23 protein-coding genes are annotated in these 20,698 nt (G+C 72.1%); 11 read left to right on the top strand and 12 right to left on the bottom strand.

Annotated features, from left to right (window positions below):
* Nucleotides 1–26: 26 nt before the first annotated feature.
* Nucleotides 27–812 (bottom strand): MerR family transcriptional regulator, encoded by a 786-nt coding sequence (locus KV394_RS07455; RefSeq protein ID WP_247982700.1) that lies wholly within the window; start codon nt 810–812, stop codon nt 27–29.
* Nucleotides 813–962: 150 nt separating this feature from the next.
* On the opposite strand from KV394_RS07455, the gene KV394_RS07450 reads away from it, so the two are divergent.
* The gene (locus tag KV394_RS07450) at nt 963–1,805 is read left to right on the top strand and encodes a DUF4097 family beta strand repeat-containing protein (RefSeq protein WP_247982699.1); all 843 of its coding nucleotides are present in this window, start codon (nt 963–965) and stop codon (nt 1,803–1,805) included.
* Nucleotides 1,802–2,428, top strand: coding sequence for a PadR family transcriptional regulator (locus KV394_RS07445; protein WP_136029187.1), 627 nt, complete (start codon nt 1,802–1,804; stop codon nt 2,426–2,428). Before KV394_RS07450 ends, KV394_RS07445 begins: the two co-directional genes overlap by 4 nt.
* Nucleotides 2,429–2,633: 205 nt before the next feature.
* Here the strand turns inward: KV394_RS07445 and KV394_RS07440 are convergent, their stop codons facing one another.
* The gene (locus KV394_RS07440; protein ID WP_136029185.1) at nt 2,634–3,176 is read right to left on the bottom strand and encodes a universal stress protein; all 543 of its coding nucleotides are present in this window, start codon (nt 3,174–3,176) and stop codon (nt 2,634–2,636) included.
* A 149-nt stretch (nt 3,177–3,325) separates the two neighbouring features.
* On the opposite strand from KV394_RS07440, the gene KV394_RS07435 reads away from it, so the two are divergent.
* Nucleotides 3,326–3,517: a DUF3073 domain-containing protein gene (locus KV394_RS07435; protein WP_136029183.1), complete on the top strand. Its 192-nt coding sequence runs from the start codon at nt 3,326–3,328 to the stop codon at nt 3,515–3,517.
* Between the two features lie 55 nt (nt 3,518–3,572).
* On the opposite strand, the gene KV394_RS07430 is transcribed toward KV394_RS07435, so the two are convergent.
* The 7 genes from KV394_RS07430 to KV394_RS07400 all read right to left on the bottom strand — a co-directional run bounded on the left by KV394_RS07430 (nt 3,573) and on the right by KV394_RS07400 (nt 8,959).
* Entirely contained in the window at nt 3,573–3,872 is a 300-nt protein-coding gene (locus tag KV394_RS07430; RefSeq protein ID WP_247982698.1) for a hypothetical protein, read from the bottom strand.
* Between the two features lie 84 nt (nt 3,873–3,956).
* Nucleotides 3,957–5,270 carry an MFS transporter gene (locus KV394_RS07425; protein ID WP_247982697.1) on the bottom strand — a complete coding sequence of 438 codons (1,314 nt, stop codon included), beginning with the start codon at nt 5,268–5,270 and terminating at the stop codon, nt 3,957–3,959.
* Nucleotides 5,267–6,739: an amidophosphoribosyltransferase gene (purF, locus tag KV394_RS07420; RefSeq protein WP_136036062.1), complete on the bottom strand. Its 1,473-nt coding sequence runs from the start codon at nt 6,737–6,739 to the stop codon at nt 5,267–5,269. The genes KV394_RS07425 and purF overlap by 4 nt, the downstream gene beginning before the upstream one ends.
* 6 nt (nt 6,740–6,745) lie before the next feature.
* Nucleotides 6,746–7,861 carry a phosphoribosylformylglycinamidine cyclo-ligase gene (gene purM, locus KV394_RS07415; protein ID WP_136036061.1) on the bottom strand — a complete coding sequence of 372 codons (1,116 nt, stop codon included), beginning with the start codon at nt 7,859–7,861 and terminating at the stop codon, nt 6,746–6,748.
* Nucleotides 7,862–7,885: 24 nt separating this feature from the next.
* Nucleotides 7,886–8,350 carry a BLUF domain-containing protein gene (locus KV394_RS07410; protein WP_205812864.1) on the bottom strand — a complete coding sequence of 155 codons (465 nt, stop codon included), beginning with the start codon at nt 8,348–8,350 and terminating at the stop codon, nt 7,886–7,888.
* Nucleotides 8,347–8,616, bottom strand: coding sequence for a hypothetical protein (locus tag KV394_RS07405; protein WP_136036060.1), 270 nt, complete (start codon nt 8,614–8,616; stop codon nt 8,347–8,349). The genes KV394_RS07410 and KV394_RS07405 overlap by 4 nt, the downstream gene beginning before the upstream one ends.
* 1 nt (nt 8,617) lies before the next feature.
* Complete coding sequence (locus tag KV394_RS07400) at nt 8,618–8,959, bottom strand: hypothetical protein (protein WP_136029170.1); 342 nt, start codon at nt 8,957–8,959, stop codon at nt 8,618–8,620.
* 153 nt (nt 8,960–9,112) lie between these two features.
* On the opposite strand from KV394_RS07400, the gene KV394_RS07395 reads away from it, so the two are divergent.
* Complete coding sequence (locus KV394_RS07395; RefSeq protein WP_136045920.1) at nt 9,113–9,718, top strand: zinc-binding alcohol dehydrogenase; 606 nt, start codon at nt 9,113–9,115, stop codon at nt 9,716–9,718.
* Between the two features lie 2 nt (nt 9,719–9,720).
* Here KV394_RS07395 and KV394_RS07390 read toward each other — a convergent pair whose 3' ends face one another.
* Nucleotides 9,721–10,038, bottom strand: a complete 318-nt coding sequence (locus tag KV394_RS07390; RefSeq protein ID WP_136036057.1) for a potassium transporter Trk — start codon at nt 10,036–10,038, stop codon at nt 9,721–9,723.
* Between the two features lie 96 nt (nt 10,039–10,134).
* On the bottom strand, nt 10,135–13,263 hold the full coding sequence (locus KV394_RS07385) for an HtaA domain-containing protein (protein WP_247982696.1): 3,129 nt from the start codon (nt 13,261–13,263) through the stop codon (nt 10,135–10,137).
* A 161-nt stretch (nt 13,264–13,424) separates the two neighbouring features.
* Between KV394_RS07385 and KV394_RS07380 the strand changes: the two genes are divergently transcribed.
* Genes KV394_RS07380 through KV394_RS07370 form a run of 3 tightly spaced genes read left to right on the top strand, consistent with a single transcriptional unit; the run spans nt 13,425 to nt 16,371 of the window.
* Nucleotides 13,425–14,531, top strand: a complete 1,107-nt coding sequence (locus KV394_RS07380; RefSeq protein ID WP_136045918.1) for a heme/hemin ABC transporter substrate-binding protein — start codon at nt 13,425–13,427, stop codon at nt 14,529–14,531.
* Nucleotides 14,528–15,601, top strand: coding sequence for a FecCD family ABC transporter permease (locus KV394_RS07375; RefSeq protein ID WP_247982695.1), 1,074 nt, complete (start codon nt 14,528–14,530; stop codon nt 15,599–15,601). The genes KV394_RS07380 and KV394_RS07375 overlap by 4 nt, the downstream gene beginning before the upstream one ends.
* Nucleotides 15,598–16,371: a heme ABC transporter ATP-binding protein gene (locus KV394_RS07370; RefSeq protein ID WP_247982694.1), complete on the top strand. Its 774-nt coding sequence runs from the start codon at nt 15,598–15,600 to the stop codon at nt 16,369–16,371. Before KV394_RS07375 ends, KV394_RS07370 begins: the two co-directional genes overlap by 4 nt.
* Here KV394_RS07370 and KV394_RS07365 read toward each other — a convergent pair.
* On the bottom strand, nt 16,368–16,736 hold the full coding sequence (locus KV394_RS07365) for a sterol carrier family protein (RefSeq protein WP_136032839.1): 369 nt from the start codon (nt 16,734–16,736) through the stop codon (nt 16,368–16,370). The genes KV394_RS07370 and KV394_RS07365 overlap by 4 nt on opposite strands.
* Nucleotides 16,737–16,790: 54 nt before the next feature.
* On the opposite strand from KV394_RS07365, the gene KV394_RS07360 reads away from it, so the two are divergent.
* The 4 genes from KV394_RS07360 to KV394_RS07345 all read left to right on the top strand — a co-directional run bounded on the left by KV394_RS07360 (nt 16,791) and on the right by KV394_RS07345 (nt 20,680).
* Nucleotides 16,791–17,465 (top strand): NUDIX hydrolase, encoded by a 675-nt coding sequence (locus tag KV394_RS07360; RefSeq protein ID WP_136032837.1) that lies wholly within the window; start codon nt 16,791–16,793, stop codon nt 17,463–17,465.
* Between the two features lie 48 nt (nt 17,466–17,513).
* Nucleotides 17,514–18,791: a phosphoribosylamine--glycine ligase gene (gene purD / locus KV394_RS07355; protein WP_247982693.1), complete on the top strand. Its 1,278-nt coding sequence runs from the start codon at nt 17,514–17,516 to the stop codon at nt 18,789–18,791.
* A 105-nt stretch (nt 18,792–18,896) separates the two neighbouring features.
* Complete coding sequence (locus KV394_RS07350; RefSeq protein ID WP_136032833.1) at nt 18,897–19,376, top strand: winged helix-turn-helix transcriptional regulator; 480 nt, start codon at nt 18,897–18,899, stop codon at nt 19,374–19,376.
* Nucleotides 19,373–20,680 carry an MFS transporter gene (locus KV394_RS07345; protein ID WP_136037308.1) on the top strand — a complete coding sequence of 436 codons (1,308 nt, stop codon included), beginning with the start codon at nt 19,373–19,375 and terminating at the stop codon, nt 20,678–20,680. The genes KV394_RS07350 and KV394_RS07345 overlap by 4 nt, the downstream gene beginning before the upstream one ends.
* The last annotated feature ends 18 nt before the right edge of the window (nt 20,681–20,698 follow it).

Below are 20,698 nucleotides of genomic sequence, written 5' to 3'. Positions count from 1 at the left end.
AGGAGCGGGGCGACGGGCCGGACCCGTTAGAGGTTGCCGTCCGCGTAGATGCGGAGGGCGTCGCGCACGAACTCGGCGCCGCGGGTACCGCCGTCCGAGGTCGCGTAGTTCGCGCCGAAGCGCGGGTCGGCGACGTACATCTCGCCGAGCCCGGTCACGTACGCCTTCACGTCGCCGCCGGGCGCCGCGGCGGGTGTGCCGGGGATGCCCGTGAGCCACTCGACGTGACGTCGCGCGAGCTCCTGCGCCTCGGGGGACGCGGGGTCGGCACCGCTCTCGGCCGTGGCGACCCAGTCGCGTCCGAGGTCGGACACGCGCTGCTGCCAGTCGGCGCGCTCGGCGTCGGTCATCCCGCGCCACCAGCGGTCGCTGTCGGCGTAGGCCTGACGACCCCAGCGCTCCTCGACCTCCTCCTTGTATTGGGTGTGGTCGAAGCCGTCGAACATGTTCTCTGCCATGAGGTTCTCACCTCCTCTCAATGCCGTGATGGTGGATTCGACCGACGCGATCTGCCGCGCCAGCCGGTTCTGCTCCGCGCGCAGCAGCGCGAGGTGGGTCTCGAGGGCTGCGGCCCCGGTCGGTGCGGCGTCGGCGCGCAGCACGTCGGCGATCTGCGGCAGTCCGAGTCCGAGCTCGCGCAGCAGCAGGATGCGCTGCAGTCGCACGAGCGCCTCGCCGTCGTAGTGCCGGTAGCCGTTCGCGGCGATGCGCGAGGGCGGGAGCAGGCCGATGTCGTCGTAGTGACGCAGCGTCCTGCTCGTGGTGCCCGCGAGCCGTGCGATCTCCTGGATCGACCAGTCCGCCTTCGTCATGTCTCCTCCTCTCGGTGTGATGTCTCCACGGTAGAAGTTGACGCAACGTCAATGTCAAGCGGTCTTGGCGGTCACCCTTGACACATCGAGATATATCGTGTTCACTGAGGAACACACGATATATCGTGATTCCGAGTCAAGGAGAAGCACATGACCGAGAAGTGGCTCATCGACCCCGGCGAGGAACGCATCATCGACATCGAGTCGGCCACCCGGCTCAAGATCGGCCTGGTCGGCGGACAGGTCGACGTCATCGCCCACGACGAACCGGGCATCCGCATCGAGGTGCACGGCGTCACCACGAAGGACCTCCGCATCGAGTCCCACGACGGCGAGGTCGAGATCGACCACCCGCAGCTCGGCTGGGACAACTTCCTCGAGGTGTTCCGCAACTTCGGCTCGGGCGGCCCGCGCGCCGAGGTCAGCGTCGCCGTCCCCCGGTCGATCGCCCTCACCCTCGGCGTCGTCAGCGCCGGCGCCCTCGTCTCCGGCATCCGCAACGACGCCCGCCTCAACACCGTCTCGGGCGACATCATCGTCGACACCCTCATCGGCGACCTCAGCGTCAACTCCGTCTCCGGCGACGTGCAGGTGCGCGGCCTCACCGGCTCCATCAACGCCAATAGCGTCTCGGGCGACGTCGCGGTGACCGGCACCGTGCGCAAGGCGGTCGTCGACATCGTCTCCGGCTCCACGACGATCGACGCCGCGGGCGACGTGAACACCATCACCGTCAACTCGGTGTCGGGCGGCACCACCGTGCGCCTCGACGAGTCGCTCGCCGCGAACTACGTGATCCGCTCGCTCAGCGGCCGCCTCCTGATCGACGGCGTCGAGCGCAGCTCGTCCGGTCCGAGCAACTACACCGGCACCACGGGCGAGCTCGCCGGGCGCTTCGTCGACCTGCGCGCCAACTCCGTCTCCGGCGGGGTCACGGTGCTGCGCCGCACTCCGGCCTCGATCGCCGACGACCCCGAATGGGAGGAAGCATGACTCCCGCGGTCTTCTCGCACGGCGACCTGCGGCTGTATCTGCTGTCGCTGCTGGCCGAGTCGCCGCAGCACGGCTACGGCATCATCCAGTCGCTCACCGATCGCACGGGCGGCACCTACACGCCCAGCGCCGGGACCATCTACCCGCGCCTCGCGAAGCTGGAAGAGGAGGGCCTCGTGACCAAGACCGTCGACGGCCGCACCACGATCTACGCGATCACCGAGGCCGGACGCGCCGAGCTCGCCTCGCGCGAGGCCGACCTCGCGGGTATCGAGGCGGGCATCACCGACTCGGTGCGCCTGATCGCGAACGAGGTGCGCCAGAGCGTGCAGGAGGCGATGAAGAGCCTGCGGGCCGACCTCGCGACCGCGGCGAAGGACGACAGGGCCGCGGCGAAGAGCCGCCCCCGGACGGAGACCGACGACGCGCGCCTCACGAGCCGCGACGAGCTCCACCGCGCGGACGCGATCATCAACGCGTTCCGGGCACGCGTCCGCACCGACCTGCGCACGCACGTGGCGAAGGGCGGGCTGCTCCCCGCGACGATCGTCACCGAGCTCGAGAACGCCCTCGACGAGGCCGCGCGCGGCGTCACCGCGGGCCTGAGCCGGTCGGGATCGTGAACACCCCGCCGCCGGTGGACCCGCCCGCGCGTCCGACACCGGCGGCGGATCGGTCCGCTCCGCAGCTCCCGGCGCCCACGACCGCGGCAACGGCATCCCCGCCGGAGCGCCCCCTCGCACCGGCACGCGGCATCGTCATCCACACGGGCTGACGCGAGAGGGCCCCGTCGACAACGGTCGACGGGGCCCTCTCGCGTCTGTCCGGCTACTCGGGCCAGATCTCCTTCTGGTCGTCGGGCACGAGCTCGCCCAGCGGCACCACGAGCACCGAGCGATGCTGGCGATGCGTGAGACGTGCCGCCACCGAGCCGGTGAAGAACTCCCGGATGGACTCGCCGAGGCCGCGCTTGCGCGTGCCGACCACGATCAACTGCGCATCGAGCTTGTTCGCGAGCTGCTTGATCGCCAGCGCCGGATCGCCGACGAGCTGACGGGCGGTCCAGGTGATGCCGCGGTCGCGCAGCTGGGTGGCAGCGGCGGCCTCGACCGCTTCGAACTCCGCCGCTCCCGCGTCGAAGTTGATGTCGATCGGCGCCGAGTGCACGTAGCCGTCGGGGTCCTCGTAGGTCACGAAGCGGGTGACGTCGACGTGCGCGACCACCAGCGGCGCGTTCAGCAGGCGGGCGAAGCGGACGGCCTCGTCGAGCACGCGCGGATCCTGATCCACCTGGATGCCGACGATCACCGCCTTCTGCAGCGCTGCGTTCTGCGTGGCCTCATCGGAGGGGTTCGAGGTGCTGTCGGTCATGAAGATCGCTCCCTTCGGCGGCCCGGCATCGGCCAGGGCGTGTTCCCCGCATGCTATTCTGAATGCTACTCTTACCGGCCGCGAGCCGGTGTCGTGAATGACTCGGGCGCCCGTCTGCCCGCAGCTTAACTCGTGAGGGGGTCTCAGGCATGGGCCGTGGCCGTCAGAAGGCGAAACACACAAAGATCGCCCGCGAACTCAAGGCGTACAGTCCGTCGGTGAACTACTCGGCGCTGGAGCGCGAGCTCGGGCATTCGAGCGACTCCGACGAAGACGCCTACGTCGACAAGTGGGCCGATGAGTACGCGGACGAAGACGAAGACGAACTAGAGAAGGCCTAGCCTCCCGGTTCGAAACACCCGCACCTCGTGCGGGTGTTTCGTCGTGTCCGGGCCGTTACGGATGCAGAAGCGCGGTCAGGGTGCCGGTGAGCACGAGCACCGCCAGCAGCACCACCCAGCCGAGCAGGACCACGAGGTTGAGCGCGATGCCCCACGCCGCGATCGCATGTCCGCGCGGCTCGCGCTGCCGACCGAGGAGCCCGGCGATCACCCCGACCAGCGGCGGGAACAGGGCGAAGCCGCACACGAGGGAGACGACCGCGATGACGACGCTGGAGATGCTGAGGAAGCGCTCACCGGGTTCGTCCGGCTGCGGGGTCGCCGCACCGGTCCTGACTCGGGATGGTGATGTCATGTCCATCGGGCACACCGCTTTCCGGCGGTGCAGACCGCCACGCAAAGAGAGGTAACACGTTAGATTACCGCCTCGCGGCCCTCGTCACCAGCGGCCGTGCCGGCGCTCCCACTCGTCTTCGATCGTGCGGCGGCGACCGGCGACGATACCCGCGGGGATCGACACCACGAGCACCGCGGCGACGACCAGCAGCGGCACCTGCCACCCGCCGGTCGTCTCATGCAGCAACCCCACCAGCAGCGGGAAGACAGCCGCGATCGCATAGCCGATGCTCTGCACGAAGCCGCTCAGCGCGACGGCGCTCTCGGGCGTGCGGGCACGGATGCTCAGCAGCACCAGGCTCAGCGGGAACATGATGGCCGTGAGGCCGAAGATCGCCACCCACAGCGGCAGCGCCACGGTCGGCAGGAGCAGCAGCCCGAGCAGCCCCACCAGTCCGGCCGCGACCGCCACCAGGAACAGCGGCCGCGTCGCCTGGAACCGCACCACGAGCACGGGCACCAGCATCGAGCAGGGCAGCCCGACCAGAGCGAACAGCGACAGCAGGAAGCCCCCGGTCGCCGGGCTGACGCCACCCAGGTCGACCAGGATCGTCGGCAGCCACGCGAACGCCACGTACGCCATGGTCGACGAGGTGCCGAACACGAGCGCGAGGGCCCACGCCAGCGGCAGCCGCCAGAGCCGCCCGAACACGCGCGGGCTCGCCGACTGGGTCGTGATCGGTCCGGTCGAGGCGGCGACCGCGTCGCGCACATCGTCCACGCCGTCGGTCGGGTCGGGCGTCAGGAGCTCGGTGGGCATCGGACGATCGCGCTCCCCGCGCGTGCGCACCAGCAGCGTGACCCAGGGCACGAGCGCCAGCGCCGCCACCACGCCCCACATGCCGAGGGAGATGCGCCAGCCGAGCGAGTCGGCCACGGGCACCGCGACCAGCGGCGGCAGGAACGTGGAGACCGCGAGCGTGGTCGAGTACGCGGTCATCATGACGCCGAGACGGTCGGCGAAGTACTTCTTCACCAGCGGCGGCAGCAGCACGTTGCCCGAACCGACCCCCGCGAACACCACGGCCGTCGCCGCGAGCAGGCTCCACGAGTCCGGGGCCAGACCGCGCAGCAGCATCCCGGCCGCCATCAGCACGATCGCCACGACGGCCATCCGCTCCAGGCCGAACCGACGCTCGAACAGCGGCGTCAGCAGGCCGAACAGCGCGAAGCACACCGGCGGCGCCGCCCCGATCAGCCCCACGATCACGGACGAGACCGGGAAGTCCTCCGCGACGTGGTCGAGCACGGGAGACAGCGAGGCGACCGCGGACCGCAGCGAGAACGCGACCAGCACGATCCCGACCAGCGCGAGAGCCCGACCCTTCCAGAGCGGTCGCGCGCTCGGCGCCGTCATGAGGTCTGCGACCCCTCCACCCAGGCGAGGTATTCGTCGGTGACGGTGCCGGTGACGTACCGGCCGTCGAAGCAGCTCATGTCGAGATCCTCCAGCACGGAGCCCTCGGTGATCGCGGCCTTCAGGTCGTCGACCTCCTGGTACACCAGGTGGTCGCAGCCCAGCTCCTCCGCGATCTCGGGGATCGTGCGGCCGTGCGCGATCAGCTCGTGCCGCGACGGCATGTTGATGCCGTACACGTGCGGGTGCCGCACGGGCGGGGCCGCCGAGGCGAAGGTCACCGAGGAGGCGCCGGCGTCGCGGGCCATCTGGATGATCTCCTTCGACGTGGTGCCGCGCACGATCGAGTCGTCGATCAGCAGCACGTTCTTGCCCTGGAACTCGGCCGACATCGCGTTGAGCTTCTGGCGCACGCTCTTCTTGCGCACCGCCTGCCCCGGCATGATGAACGTGCGGCCCACATAGCGGTTCTTGTAGAAGCCCTCGCGGTACTCGATGCCGAGCTTGCGGGCCACCTCCATCGCGGCCGGGCGCGAGGAGTCGGGGATGGGCATGACCACGTCGATCTTGTCCATCGGCACGTGCTTGGCGATCGTGTCGGCCAGCTTGTCGCCCATGCGCAGGCGCGACTCGTAGACCGAGATGCCGTTCATGATCGAGTCGGGGCGGGCGAGGTACACGTACTCGAACGCGCACGGCGCGAGGTGCGTCTCCGTGGCGCACTGCCGCGTGAACAGCTCGCCGTCGTTCGTGATGAACACGGCCTCGCCGGGCTCGACCTCGCGCACGACCTCGTAGTCGCCGTTCTCCAGCACCAGCGACTCGCTCGCCACGACCCACTCGTCGCGTCCCTCGGCGCCGGGCACGGTCGACGGACGGCGGCCCAGGATCAGCGGCCGGATGCCGAACGGGTCGCGGAACGCCAGCAGACCGTAGCCCGCGATCACCGCGATCACCGCGTAGGCGCCCTCGATGCGCTCGTGGGTGCGGGCGACCGCCTCGAAGATGCGCTCCGGGTCGAGGTCGACCGTCGACGTGGTGGCCTGCAGCTCGCCCGCGAGCACATTGAGCAGCAGCTCGGTGTCGCTCGACGAGTTCAGGTGGCGGCGGTCGCGCTTCGCCATCTCGGCCGTGAGCTCGCGGGTGTTCGTGAGGTTGCCGTTGTGGATGAGGATGATGCCGTACGGCGCGTTCACGTAGAACGGCTGCATCTCCTCCTCGCTCGACGCGGTGCCCTTGGTGGCGTAGCGCACGTGGCCGAGGCCGACGTTGCCGAGCAGCGCGCGCATGTCGCGGGTGCGGAACGCCTCGCGCACCATGCCCTGCGCCTTCGCGTTGTGCATCACGCCGTTGGCCTCCGCCGTGGCGATGCCCGTCGCGTCCTGCCCGCGATGCTGCAGCAGCAGGAGCGCGTCGTAGATGTCCTGATTGACCGGGGCTGTCCCCACCATTCCGACGATGCCGCACATGGGGTGTTACTTCGCTCCGTCCGCGTAGGCGCCAACCAGGCGCACCGCTCCACCGTCGACGCCCTTGGCGCCCTGCTCGAACTCGCCGGTCGGCCGCGGGCCGAAGCCGACGGTGCCGACCTGCCACGCGGGCATGCCCTCGGCGTCCAGCGCCGCGATCGCCGCGTCTTTCTTGTCGCCGGCGACCACCGCGAGGAAGCCGACGCCCAGGTTCCAGGTGCCCTCGGCCGACTCCAGCGTCGACCCGGCGATGTCGCTCAGCACGCGGAACACCGGGCTGGGCGACCACGTGCCGCGGTCGACCTCGGCCCAGCTGCCCTGCGGGAGCACGCGCGCGAGGTTCGCCGCGATGCCGCCGCCGGTCACGTGGCTCAGGGCGTGCACGCCACCCGCGAGCTGCTCGATCAGGCGCAGCAGCGGCAGCGTGTACAGGCGGGTGGGCTCCAGCAGGGCCTCGCCCCACGTGGTGCCGAAGTCGGCGGCGGTGTCGGCGTACGAGATGCCGGCGCCCGTGATGATGTGACGCACGAGCGAGTAGCCGTTGGAGTGCAGGCCGCTGGAGGCGACCGCGATCACCGCATCACCGTCCTGCACGCGCTCGGCGCCGAGGATCGCATCCGCCTCGACCACGCCGGTCGCTGCTCCCGCCACGTCGTAGTCGCGCGGTCCGAGCAGTCCGGGGTGCTCGGCCGTCTCGCCACCGACCAGCGCGGTGCCGGTGGCCGCGCACGCCCCGGCGATGCCGCGGACGATGTCGGCGATGCGCTCGGGCACGACCTTGCCGCACGCGATGTAGTCGGTCATGAAGAGGGGCTTCGCACCCACCACGACGATGTCGTCGACGACCATCCCGACCAGGTCCTGCCCGATCGTGTCGTGCTTGTCGATGGCCTGCGCGATCGCGACCTTGGTGCCGACGCCGTCGGTGCTGGTCGCCAGCAGCGGACGCCGGAAGTCGCGCAGCGCGCTCGCGTCGAAGAGGCCGGCGAAACCGCCGACGCCGCCGAGCACTTCGGGTCCGTGCGTCGCGCGCACGGACGACTTCATCAGCTCGACCGCGAGATCGCCGGCAGCGGTATCGACACCGGCTTCGGAATAGGGGTTGGTGGGGGAGGCAGCCACTCGAACAGCCTACCGCCCGCAGCCCTACCGGATCTCCAGAGCCTCGGCCCGCTGCGCGGCCTGCCGCACGCGGAACCACATCGTGAGCTCCATGAGCGCCCGGCCGATCATGTCGTGGTCGCCGACGCGCAGATCGTCGAACGAGTCGCGGTACCCCTCGGCCAGGCGCGGCTCGGCGGCCACCATCGGCTGATACCCCATCGTCCAGTCCGCGAACCGGCGCTCGTGCAGCGGTTCGCGCAGGAGCACCCGAACGTCGTGGTGACGCGGATCCTCGGAGATGCGGGTCATGAGCGCCTCGACCACGCCCTCCTCGCCCTCGAGGATCTGCACGAACTCGCCCTCGCGGTACAGGAGGAGACCGGTGATCTCCCGCGCCTGGTTCGCCGCGCGGCTCGAGGCGAGCAGGGCCTCGAGCTCGTCGTCGTCGAACGCGCGGGTGGCGGTGCTGCAGTAGACGAGCGAGAGCAGCGCGTGGTCGATCGTCATCCGAGGTGTCCCCCTGCAGCGGTGTCGTCCGTCATGGCCTCGGTCACCGCGGCGATGGCCGTGTGATGGTCGGTGAAGTCGCCGATGATCTGCGAGGCGGAGTCGAAGGCGCGCCACAGGCCCCCGGGCTGGCGGTCGACGTAGCCGAGGAAGGTTCCGGCGTGGCTGCCCACGTAGAACCCGTCCGCGACCGACGCCCACAGCGCCTTCGACGGTGTGTGCGCGGCGCCCTCCTCGGGCACGTCGAGCGTCTGCGGATGCGACACGTCAGACTCCGCGGTCCAGGTCGAGGTCGATCGCCGGCAGTCCGTCGTCGTCGACATCCCCGTCCTCGGCCGTCGGCTTCGGGTAGAAACGGTGCTCGCGCAGGGCTGCCGCGTCCGCGGAGAAGTCCGGGTCGTCGCCGTTCGACGACTGCGGACCGACCAGGAGGTCGTTCCCGACGCCGACGATCAGGTCGGCGCTGTCCTTCTCCCCGTCCACGTGGATCGGGATCTGCACGGCCGCGGACTCGCCCTCGCTGGCGAGGGAGGCGGCCAGGGTGACCAGGGCGTCCGCCACGTCGTCCGTCGTGACGACCTGCTGCCCGGCGTAGGAGACGAGTTTCATGATCATGACCCTGTCATGACGGAGCCGGTCGGAGAACGGGCTTGCGCCCGGAGCCCCCGACCGGCTAGAGAGCCGGGGAGCCCGGTGTCGTGGTCCGGCACCGGACCCGTGCGAGGACGCCGAGGCCGGCGCACCGCCCCCTACGATGGGCGCATGGCCGACAAGCCGCAGTGGCTCATCCGCGAGGACGCGAGCGTCCCCGTGCTGGTCGCGCTCGCCCTGCGGCAGCTGCTGGGCATCCGCGCGCCGGAGGACCTGCCCACCCTCCGGGAGCTCCCCGTGCGAGCGCCGGATGCCGTGGACGCCTCGCCCGCCATCGAGGCGCAGTGGCGCGACTACTGGGACATGACGGTCGAGCCGCGGGCGCATCACTCCGGGGTGCCGCTCGAGCTCATCGACGGGTTCGAGACGCTCGTCGCGCTGCCCGCGACCGGGGCCGACGAGCTCGCCGCGGCGATCCGGCCGCACGCCGCGACCGCCCTGCGCTTCGCCCACGCGGCGCACGACCGCTACGTCGGCGCCATGACCAGCCACACCGGCGGCGACGCCTACCGCGCCTATGCGAGCGCGATCGCGGAGTTCGAGCGGGAGATCGGTCGGCGCGCCCACTCGTTCGAGCTGAACGTGCAGGTGCTCCCGCTGTCACAGCGGGGCATCTGGTGGATCGGGGCACTGTCGGTCGCGGTGACCGACGGCCTGCGGCGTGACGTGGTGGCGTTCGACGCGGCCATCCGGCCCGTGATCGCCGAGCTGGCCTGAGCTCAGTCCTCGCCGTCGACGACGGTCTCGCGGTCGACCTTCACGACGCGGTCGTGGCGACGCGCGACCCGCTCCAGCACGAGGCCGGCGACCCCGCCGAGCGCGAGACCGATCGGCACGGTCCACAGCAGCAGGAACCCGAACACCTGACCGGGGGGATACACCACGTCGAGCGCCTGCGACTCGTCGTAGCTGCCCATCATGGTGAGGACGCCCGCGACGACGACCCCGAGCACGACCCCGATGCCCATGAGCACGCCGTACCGCGGCACACGGCGCACGGTCGCTTCGACGGTCTGGTGGGAATCCTGGGGGGCCATGTCTCCATTGTCCCACCGTCCGGGCGGGTCGGGCACCCGGCCCCTGCGCACCCGCCCTCCCCCGCTCGTCCGGGAGAGGGCGGGTGCGTCCGCGGCTCAGACCTCGGTGGTCTCCGGCTCGGCCTGTGCCGTGCGGCTGCGGCGGGCGATCAGCACGCCTCCTCCGGCGGCGAGCGCCACGACGACGAGGCCGCCGACGATCCACGGCCAGACCGGTGCACCCTCCGTGTCGGCCGGCTCCGTCACCGCGGTGACCGCCGCGCTCGCCTCCGCGTCCGCCTCCGGCTCCTCCGCCACGGCCGTGCCGCACGCGGTGTCGACGGTGATCACGGCGGTCACCGGGTCGAGCTGCTCCCCCGCCTGATACGTGCCGAAGGCCGCGGCCCCCGCCTCGGTGAGCGTCGTGGCCACCGCGTCCAGCCGGAGCGCGCCGTCGACGACCGCGGCGTCCGCGAGCGGGAACTCCGCGAGTCGCACGCCCTGCTGGTCGACGCTCTCCCCGGCTTGCGTGGTGCCGGTCACGTCGAACACCAGGTAGCCGGTGTCGCCCGCGAGCTCGACCCTGGCGTTCCCGAGCGTCGTGTTCAGCGCACCGTCGTGACCCGTGAACGCGATGCTGCCCCCGTAGGTGACGAGCCCGGTGAGCGCGGTGCCGTCGAGCGAGCCCGCACCGTTCTCCCACACGAAGTCGGGGTAACGGTAGGCCACGTCGGTCAGGGTCCAGCCACCCTTCGCAATGCCCTCGATGTAGGTGCGGAACGACTCCTTGTACCCCCAGTTCAGCGTCGCCCCCTCGACCGTGCACGTGCCGATCGCGGCGGTCGCGCGAGCGAGGGTGAACGCGAGACCGCGGTCGACCGACCCCTGGAACGTGAGCGTGTGCGCGCCGTCCTCGAGCGCGGCGGGCAGGGCGCCCGACCAGGTCGCAACACCCGAGGCATCGGCGGTCACGGTGTCGAGCAGCACGGGCGTGGAGTACACCACGACCTTGATGCCCTCCTCGTTGGGGCGGAACCCGGAGGCGGTGACGGTGGCCGGCTGCCCGGACACGAGCGCGGCGAGGTTCTGCTCGTCGACATCGATGCCCTCGCTCGCCGGCGGGGTCGCGGGGAGCGCTGCCCGCTTCACGACCGCGGCGGCGGCGACGGTGCCGGTCGACCCCGAGGGTGCCGCGGCGGCCGAGCCGATCGTGAACGTGACCGGGTCGAGCGTGGTGGAGTAGCCCGCCAGCACGCGGTCACGACCGGTAGCCGTCAGCGTGGCGGGGGCGCCCGAGTAGGTCACGGCTCCGTTCGCCGTGATCCGGGCCGCGCGCGTCAGGTCGAGCGTCGCGAACGGCACCTGGGCGCCGCCGCTGGTCACGTACACCGTCGCTGCTCCCGCCGAGGTCACCCGCACCACGGGGTCGGAGACCGTGACGTCGAGCACGCCGTGGTGACCGGTGAAGCGCACGGCGCCGCGGTAGACCACGCTGCCGAGGCCGGTGCTCGCGTCGTAGTCGCCGCCGACGGTCTGCCCGAACTGGAACTGTCCGCCGGAGCGCGTCGCGCCGCCGGACACCTGGATGGCGCCCTGCGCGATGGGACCGGCGACGTAATTCGCGAACGACGTGGAGATGGCCCAGCGCAGCGAGCCGCCCGGCACGCTCACCGGCGTCGTCGGCGTCACGGGCGGCTTCGGCTCCGTCGGCTCCTCCGGCTCGTCGCCGAGCAGCGCCGTCCACTGCGCGTCGGTGATCGTGACCGCGGCGCGCGCGTGGATCGTGGCGTCGTTCGGCATCGTGTGCTGCTTCCACACGATCACCTCGTAGGTCTGGGTGCGGTCGAGGTTCTTCGCGGCGGTGTTCAGGTCGACCGTGAACGCACCGGCGTCGATGTTCCGCACGTACTGCATCGCGAGGAAGCCGCCGCCGGCCGTGACGTCGGCCTCGGTCCCCGCCTCGATGAGCGCCACGTATGCGCCGGTGACCGCGCCGAGCTTCGCCGCGGCTGCCGTGACGGTCAGGCCGTCCTTCGCGGTGGCGGACTCCACCGACGCGGTGAGCGTGGGGGCGATGCGGTAGTCCAGGGCGACGCTGCGCTCCTGGTCGGCGTTGCGCACACCACCTGCCGCATAGGTGTAGACGCCGTAGGAGCCGGGGGTCGCGGGCGTGTCCTTCAGGGTGAGCGTCACCTGGAACGAGCCGTCGGCGGAGATGTCGACCCACTGCGCACGGATCGCGCCCTGATACTGCGCGGGCACCTGGTCCAGCACACCCTCGGCGAGCGCCCAGGCCTGGGCACCGACGGAGCGTGTCGACGACGCGGCGCCCGTGGACGGCTGCCAGTCCGCGCCGAAGTTGCCGAACACCACGTAGGTGCCCTGCGGCAGGTGTGCGGGGATGGGCACGCCGCGCCCGCCGACGTTCGCGGTCGGGTCGTAGCCGCTGCCCTTCACGACGATCCGGTCACCGGCCCTGAGCGCGACGCCGGTCGCGGGGGTCACGCCGTCGGCGAGGAACACCTCGATCGCCGCGGACGGCTCGCCCTCGCCGGGATCGGTACCCGGATCGGTACCCGGATCCGTCTCGCCCGGGTCGGTCTCGCCGGGGTCGGTCTCGCCGGGGTCGGTGCCCGGGTCGGTCTCACCGGGATCGGTGCCCGGGTCGGTCTCACCGGGGTCCGTCTCTCCCGGGTCGGTCTCACCGGGATCGGTGCCCGGGTCGGTCTCCCCGGGATCGGTGCCCGGGTCGGTCTCACCGGGATCGGTCGGCGTGGTGCCGAACAGCGCGTCCCACTGTGCCGCCGAGATCGCCACGTCGCCGCGGCCGTAGATGGTCGTCTCGTTCGGGTTGGAGTGCTGCTGCCACACGAGCACCTCGTACGCCTTCGTGCGGTCGAGCGATCCCACGGCGGCGGTGAGGGCGAAGCTGCTCGCGCCGCCCTCCACGCGCGGGAACGGCAGCGCGAACGCGGCGTAGCCGCCGGACCCGGTCAGACCGCTCTCGGTGCCCTTCACGATGAGCGCGGCGTAGGCGCCGGTCACGTCGGGCAGACCGCTCGCCTGCACCTGCACGGAGAGACCGGCGGTGTCTGCGGAGGTGACGGTGGGGGTCACGGTTCCGCCGGCGGCGTGCGCGGGTGGGACGATCACCGCCCCGGCGGCGATGAGGAGGACGGAGATCAGGGCGGCGAGCAGGGCGCGCAGGCGCGGGCTCCCGGGGGATGCGATGGCTGTGTCGTTCACGATTCTCCACGGCCGCCGGGCGCGCTCGGGAGCGCTCCGGCGAGGCCGCACGGGCAGTCGGGCGAGGATGGAATATTGGTTAGGCTCAGCTAAGTAAGCCGTCGATCCCGAGCGTAGGGCGCTCGCCACGACAGCGTCAAGTTTTAGGATAGCCTTGCCTAATGCGACGCCTCTCCGCCCTCGTCCTGGCTGCCGCTCTCGCCGTCGGACTCGCCGCCTGCGCCGACCCCGACGCCACCGCCGCGGCCCCGCCGGCCGTCGACGACACCTGCCCTCAGGCCTCGGTCCCCCTCACCGAGCTCGACCTCGTGGACGACGTCCGCACCGCCACGGGTCCCGCGACCGCCTGCCTCGCCAGCCACGCGATCACCCCGGTCGACGACCGCACCGCGCCCCAGCTGCCCGTGACGGTGACCGACAGCGAGGGTCGGACGGTCGAGGTGACCGACGTCGACCGCATCCTCCCGATCGACATCTCCGGCACCATCGCGTCCACGGTGTTCGCGCTCGGCCTGGGCGACCAGGTGGTCGGCCGCGACTCCTCGACGCTGTTCCCCGGCACCGAGGAGCTGCCCGTGGTCACGAAGACCGGCCACACGCTCAACCCCGAGGCGATCCTCGGGCTCGCTCCCACCGTCATCCTCACCGACACCACGATCGGCCCGAAGGAAGTCCGCCAGCAGCTCCGGGACGCCGGGATCGCGGTCGTCGTCATCTCGGGCGACCGCCGCCTCGATACCACCGATGCGCTCGTCACCGAGATCGCCGCCGCGCTCGGGGTGCCCAGCCGCGGCGCCGAGCTGATCGAGCGCCTCGATGCGCGGGTGGCGTCCGTGCTCGGCGAGATCGCGCAGGTGACCCCGGCCGCACCAGAGGACCGCGCCCGCATGCTGTTCCTCTACGTGCGCGGCAGCGCCAACGTCTACTACATCTTCGGCGCGGACTCGGGGGCGGACTCGCTCATCGATGCGGTCGGCGGTGTCGACGTCGCCTCCGAGATCGGCTGGGAGGGCATGAAGCCGATGACCGCGGAGGCCCTGGTCGCCGCGCAGCCGGACGTGCTCGTCATGATGACCGACGGCCTGGAGTCCGTGGGAGGCATCGACGGGCTGATCGAACGGATCCCCGCCGTGGCACAGACCCCCGCCGGGGCGAACCGCCGGGTGATCGACATGGCCGACGCGGAGATCCTGAGCTTCGGTCCCCGGTCGGCCGACGTGATCGGCGCCCTCGCCCGCGCGCTGTACACCGCCGAGCCGCCCCAGTGAGCGGCGAGGTCGTCACCCCCACGCCGGCGCGGCACCGCGGACTGCGCTTCGGGCTGGTCGTCACGGGGCTCCTCGTCGCCCTCGCCGTCACGTGCGTCGTCTCGATCACCAGCGGTCAGTACGACCTGTCGCCCACGGCGTTGCTGGGCGTGCTGCTGCGGGGCCTCGGCATCGACACCGCCTGGGCGCCGGACGCCGCCACGGACTACGGCGTGATCTACACCCTGCGACTGCCGCGCCTGGTGCTCGGCCTGCTCGTGGGCGCCGCGCTCGCGGTGTCCGGCGTGCTCATGCAGGCGATCTTCGGAAACCCCCTCGCCGACGCGGGCGTGGTGGGCGTCTCGTCGGGCGCGGCGCTCGGTGCGGCGGCCAGCATCACGTTCGGCCTCGCCACGTTCGGCATGTGGACCACCCCCGCGTTCGCGTTCCTGGGCGGGCTGGTCGCGGTCTTCTCCGTGTACCTCCTCAGCCGCTCGGGCGGCCGCACCGAGGTCGTGACCCTGCTGCTCACCGGCATCGCCATCAACGCGATCGCCGGGGCGGGCATGGCGTTCTTCACCTTCCTCGGCACCACGCCGACGCGCGAGCAGATCGTGTTCTGGCAGCTCGGGTCGCTCAACGGGGCCCTCTGGTCGAACATCCAGCTCGTGGCGCCGCTCGTCGCGATCGGCGTCGTGGTCGCCCTGATCGTCGCGCCGAGCCTCGACCTCTTCGCCCTCGGCGAGCGCACCGCCCGGCACCTCGGCGTGCGCGTGGAGCTGCTGCGCCTCGTGGTCATCGTGACCGTCGCACTGCTGGTGTGCGCCGCGGTCGCATTCGCCGGGATCATCGGTTTCGCCGGCCTCGTCGTGCCGCACCTCATGCGCATGATGATCGGACCCGCACACCTGCCCCTCGTGATCGCCTCGGCCCTCGGCGGCGCGCTGCTCATCGCGGTCGCCGACCTCGTCGCCCGCACGGCCGTTCCCCTGGCCGACCTTCCGATCGGCATGATCACCTCCCTCGTGGGCGGGCCGTTCTTCCTCTGGCTGCTGGTGCGCACGCGCCGTCGCTCGGGAGGGTGGGCATGATGCCGCGGCTGCGGGGCACCGGACTCACGGTGCGCGTGGGCGAGGGACGCACCATCCTCCACGACGCCTCGATCGACGTGCACGCGGGCGAGGTGCACGCGCTCGTCGGACCGAACGGCGCGGGCAAGTCCACCCTGTTCGGCGTGCTGGCGGGCGACGTCGCCCCCGCCTCCGGGGAGGTGCTCCTCGACGGCCGCCCGCTGCGAGACCTGCGGCCGCGTGCCCTCGCGCAGCAGCGGGCCGTGCTGCTGCAGGAGAACACGGTCACCTTCCCGTTCACCGCGGAACAGGTCGTGCGCATGGGCCGCACCCCGTGGGCGCGCACCCCCGCGGCCGACGACGACGACCGGATCGTCGCGGACGCCATGACGCAGACCGAGGTCACGGCGCTCGGGCCTCGCGCGGTGCCCTCCCTCTCCGGCGGCGAGCGCGCCCGCGTGGCCCTGGCCCGGGTGATCGCCCAGAGCACCGGCGTGCTGCTGCTGGACGAGCCCACCGCGGCCCTCGACCTCAAGCACCACGAAGACGTCATGCGGCTCCTCCGCGCCCGCGCCGCCGAGGGGGCCGCGGTGGCCATCGTGCTGCACGACCTGAATGCCGCGCTCGCGCACGCCGACCGCGTGACCCTGCTCGCGGACGGCCGCGTCACCGCCAGCGGAGCCCCGGCCGAGGTGCTCACGGCCTCCCGGATCGGGCAGGTCTACGGGCAACCCGTCGACGTGTTCCCCCACCCGGCCACGGGCGTACCCCTCGTGGTCGCGCGACGCTAGGGCCGCAGCGGCAGCACCCCGGCGAGGTCGGCCCTGGTGCCGGAGGCGTGCACCCGACCAGACTCGGCCGCGGCGGTCCAGGCCTCGGCCCCCGTGGCGACCGCGATCCAGGTCGCCGCGTCCATCTCCACGACGTTCGGCGGGGTGCCCCGGGTGTGCCGCGGGCCCTGGATCACCTGCACGGCCCCGAACGGCGGCACCCGCACCTCGACGCTGTTGCCCGGTGCCTTCTCGTCGAGCAGCTGCAGCAGATACCGCACCGCGGTCGCGAGCGACGTGCGCGGAGGCCTCTCGCCCGCCGCCTCCGCCGCCCGGACGGCGTCGAGCGCCGCACGACCGTCGATGATGTCGATCTTCCTCGCCATGGCTCCACCCTAGAACCGCGGCCCCCGCACCCGGCCGCGGCCTAAGCTCGGGGTATGAGCATGCACCCCCAGGGCGCGCGCGCCGAGCTGCTCGCCGCCGCCACGGATCACTCCTGGGGCGTGCCGATCCCCCCGCTCGCCGACCCGCGCACCGCGCACGACGCCGCCGTGCTCATCCTGTTCGGCGTGCTCGACCGCACCCCGGCCCCCGCCGCCGACGCCGCCGTCTCGCGCGACCTCGATGTGCTGCTGCAGCGCCGCGCCCCCACGCTGTCGTCCCACCCCGGGCAGGTATCGTTCCCCGGTGGTCGCGTCGAGCCGACCGACGCGGATGCCGTGGCCACCGCCCTGCGCGAGGCCGAGGAGGAGACAGGGCTCGACCCCGCGGGGGTCGAGGTGCTGTCGACCCTCCCGGTCATCCCGCTCGCCGCGAGCAACCACCTCGTCACGCCCGTGCTCGCCTGGTGGCAGTCGCCGTCGCGGGTCGTCGCCGTCGATCATGCGGAGACCGTCGAGGTGTTCCGCGTGCCGGTGGCCCAGCTGCTCGACCCCGCGACCCGGTTCACCTCGACGCTGTCGCGGATGGGCCGCACGTTCCGCGGCCCGGCGTTCGACGTGGACGGCACCATCGTGTGGGGGTTCACGGCCATGGTGCTCGATGCCCTGTTCGACGCCACCGGCTGGACGGTGCCGTGGGATGCGACCGTGGAGCGGCCCATCGAGCTGTGACGCGCGGGCGGCCGAAACCCGCCGTACCGGCCTCGGTAGGCTGGACGGGTGAAGATCCTCGTCCTCGGTTCCGGTGCCCGTGAGCACGCGATCATCCTCGCCCTCCGCGCAGAGGAGGTGGAGCACGAGATCGTCGTCGCCCCGGGCAACGCCGGCATCGCGCACGACGCGACGCCCGTGTCGGTCGACCCGCTCGACGCGGCCGCGGTCACGGCGTTCGCGAACGAGCACGCGGTCGACCTCGTCGTGATCGGGCCGGAGGCGCCGCTGGTCGCCGGTGTCGCCGACGAGCTCCGAGAGCGCGGCATCCCCGTGTTCGGACCGGGCAGGGCCGCGGCGCAGCTGGAGGGGTCGAAGTCGTTCGCCAAGCGGGTCATGGACGCCGCGGGCGTGCCGACCGGGCGGGCCGTGCGTGCCGCGACGACCGCTGAGGTCGAGGCCGCGTTCGACGACCTGGGCGCCCCGTACGTGGTCAAGGCCGACGGGCTCGCCGCGGGCAAGGGCGTGATCGTGACGGACGACCGCGCCGAGGCGCTCGCGCACGCCGCGCAGTACCTTCCCGCCGGGCCCGTGCTCGTGGAGGAGTTCCTGTCCGGTCCCGAGGTGTCGCTGTTCTTCCTGAGCGACGGCGACACCGTGCGGGCGCTCAGCCCCGCGCAGGACTTCAAGCGCGCGTTCGACGGCGACGCCGGTCCCAACACGGGCGGCATGGGCGCGTACTCCCCGCTGCCGTGGCTCGCGGAGCAGTTCGGCAGCGAGCAGGCCTTCGTCGAGGAGGTCACGCGCGACGTGGCGCTCCCCGTGGTCCGGCAGCTCGACGCGGAGGGCACGCCGTTCATCGGGCTGCTGTACGCCGGGCTCATCCTCACCCCGAACGGCGTGCGGGTGATCGAGTTCAACGCGCGCTTCGGCGACCCCGAGACGCAGGTCGTGCTGCCGCGGCTGCAGACCCCGCTGTCGCAGTTGCTGTTCGCCGCGGCCTCGGGCACGCTCGAGGATCAGCCGGAGCCGGAGTTCCGTGACGACGCCGCCATCACCGTGGTCCTCGCGAGCGAGGGCTACCCGGAGTCGCCGCAGACCGGCCGTCCGATCGAGGGCCTGGACGCGGCGGCCGAGGTCGAGGGTGTGCGCCTGGTGCACGCCGCGACCGCGAGCCCCGACGCGCCCGGAGGCTCCCTCATCGCCACGGGCGGCCGCGTGCTGAACGTGGTCGCCGTCGCCCCGGACTTCCGCACGGCGCGCGACCGCGCGTACGACGCGATCGCGCGCATCCGACTCGAGGGCGCGCACTTCCGCAGCGACATCGCCGCCCGCGTCGCCGAGTAGCGCGCGGCCCGGCGGGAGGGAGCGGTTGCGACAGGGGTCGCGCGAATCCTGCCGTTCTGCGGGGATCGGCTTGACACCGCCGACTTTCTTCAAGAAAGTGACGGCATGCCCCTCCGTTCCGACTGGTCGTCCGCGACGTGCCCGATCGCCCGCTCGGCCGACGTGCTCGCCGACCCCTGGGTCCTGCTCCTGCTGCGCGAACTGTTCTCCGGCCGCACCCGCTTCGACGAGCTGCGCGCGGCCACCGGTGCCGCCGACTCCGTGCTGTCGCGCCGGCTCACCGCCATGCACGACGCCGGGCTCCTGACCCGCGAAGACCCGAGCGAGGCTCGCAGCGGCTACCGCCTGACCGACGCCGGACTGGCGACGCTGCCGATCCTCCACGCGTACGCCCGCTTCAGCCGCACGACCGACCCGGACGGCCCCTGGGGGCTCGAGGTCTCGTGCGCGCGCTGCGGTGACACCGCCGTCTCCGTGGACTGGTGCGCGCACTGCGACGCCCCGCTCGACGCGCACAGCACCCGGTGGGCCCGGCGCAGCATGGGCGGCGAGCCGTTCGCGCTGCACACCGGAGCGAACGCATGACCGCCGAGTCCGTCGACGAGCCCGTACAGGACCCACCCGCACGCCGTCGCCGCCTCCACCCCGCCTGGACGGTCGCCCTCGTCGCCCTCATCGCCCTGATCGGCGCCGCGGGGTTCCGGGCGGCGCCGGGCGTGCTCATGGTGCCGCTGGAGGAGGAGTTCGGCTGGACGACGGCCGAGCTGTCGCTCGCGGTCTCCGTCAACCTGCTGCTGTACGGGCTGATCGCCCCCTTCGCGGCCGCGCTCATGCAACGCTTCGGCATCCGCGCGGTCACCGTCACCGCCCTGTTCGTGATCGGTGCGGGCGCCGCCCTGAGCGTGCTCGTCGCCACCCCCGCCCAGCTCATCCTCACGTGGGGCGTGCTGATCGGACTCGGCACCGGATCGATGGCGCTCGTGTTCGCCGCGACCATCACCGACACCTGGTTCGCGACGCGCCGCGGTCTCGTGTCCGGCGTGCTCACCGCGGGCAGCGCCACCGGGCAGCTGATCTTCCTGCCGGTCATCGCGGCCGCGGCGGAGGACATCGGCTGGCGCGGGGCGTCGTTCATCATCGCGGGCGGCGCGCTCGCGGTCGCACCCCTGGTGTGGATCTTCGTGCGCAACCGCCCGAGCGACCTCGGCGTCGGACGCTACGGCGAGCCCGCGCCCGCCTCCCCACCGGCACCCCTGCCCCGCGGCAACGCCTGGGGTGCCGCTGCCCTCGCCATCCGCACGCTCCGCGAGGCCGCCCGCACCAAGACGTTCTGGGCACTCGCGATCGGCTTCGCGATCTGCGGCGCGACCACGAACGGCCTGATCGGCACGCACTTCATCCCCAGCGCACACGACCACGGCATGCCGACCACGACAGCCGCCGGACTCCTGGCCGTGGTCGGGATCTTCGACATCGCGGGCACCGTGTTCTCCGGCTGGCTGACCGACCGCGTCAACCCGCGCATCCTGCTCGCCGCGTACTACGCCCTGCGCGGGGTGAGCCTGCTGTTCCTGCCCAGCCTGCTGTCGGCCGAGGTGCAGCCCAGCATCATCGTGTTCATCGTGATCTACGGCCTCGACTGGGTCGCCACGGTGCCGCCGACGATCGCGCTGTGCCGCGAGGTGTTCGGCGACCGCGGCCCGCTGGTGTTCGGCTGGGTGTTCGCGGCTCACCAGATCGGTGCGGGCATCGCCTCGATCCTCGCCGGGCTCGTGCGCGACCACACCGGCCAGTACACGGTCGCGTGGTTCGCCGCCGCCGGCCTCTGCGCTGTCGCGGCACTGGTCAGCGCGACCATCCGCCGCCACCCCGCACCCGTCCGCGAGTAACGCGCCCCGCCGCGGAAC

It is taken from the genome of Microbacterium sufflavum (assembly GCF_023101165.1).
Classification (GTDB): domain Bacteria; phylum Actinomycetota; class Actinomycetes; order Actinomycetales; family Microbacteriaceae; genus Microbacterium; species Microbacterium sufflavum.
Note: the sequence above shows the minus strand (reverse complement) of the source record. Positions and strands in the feature narration are given on the sequence as shown.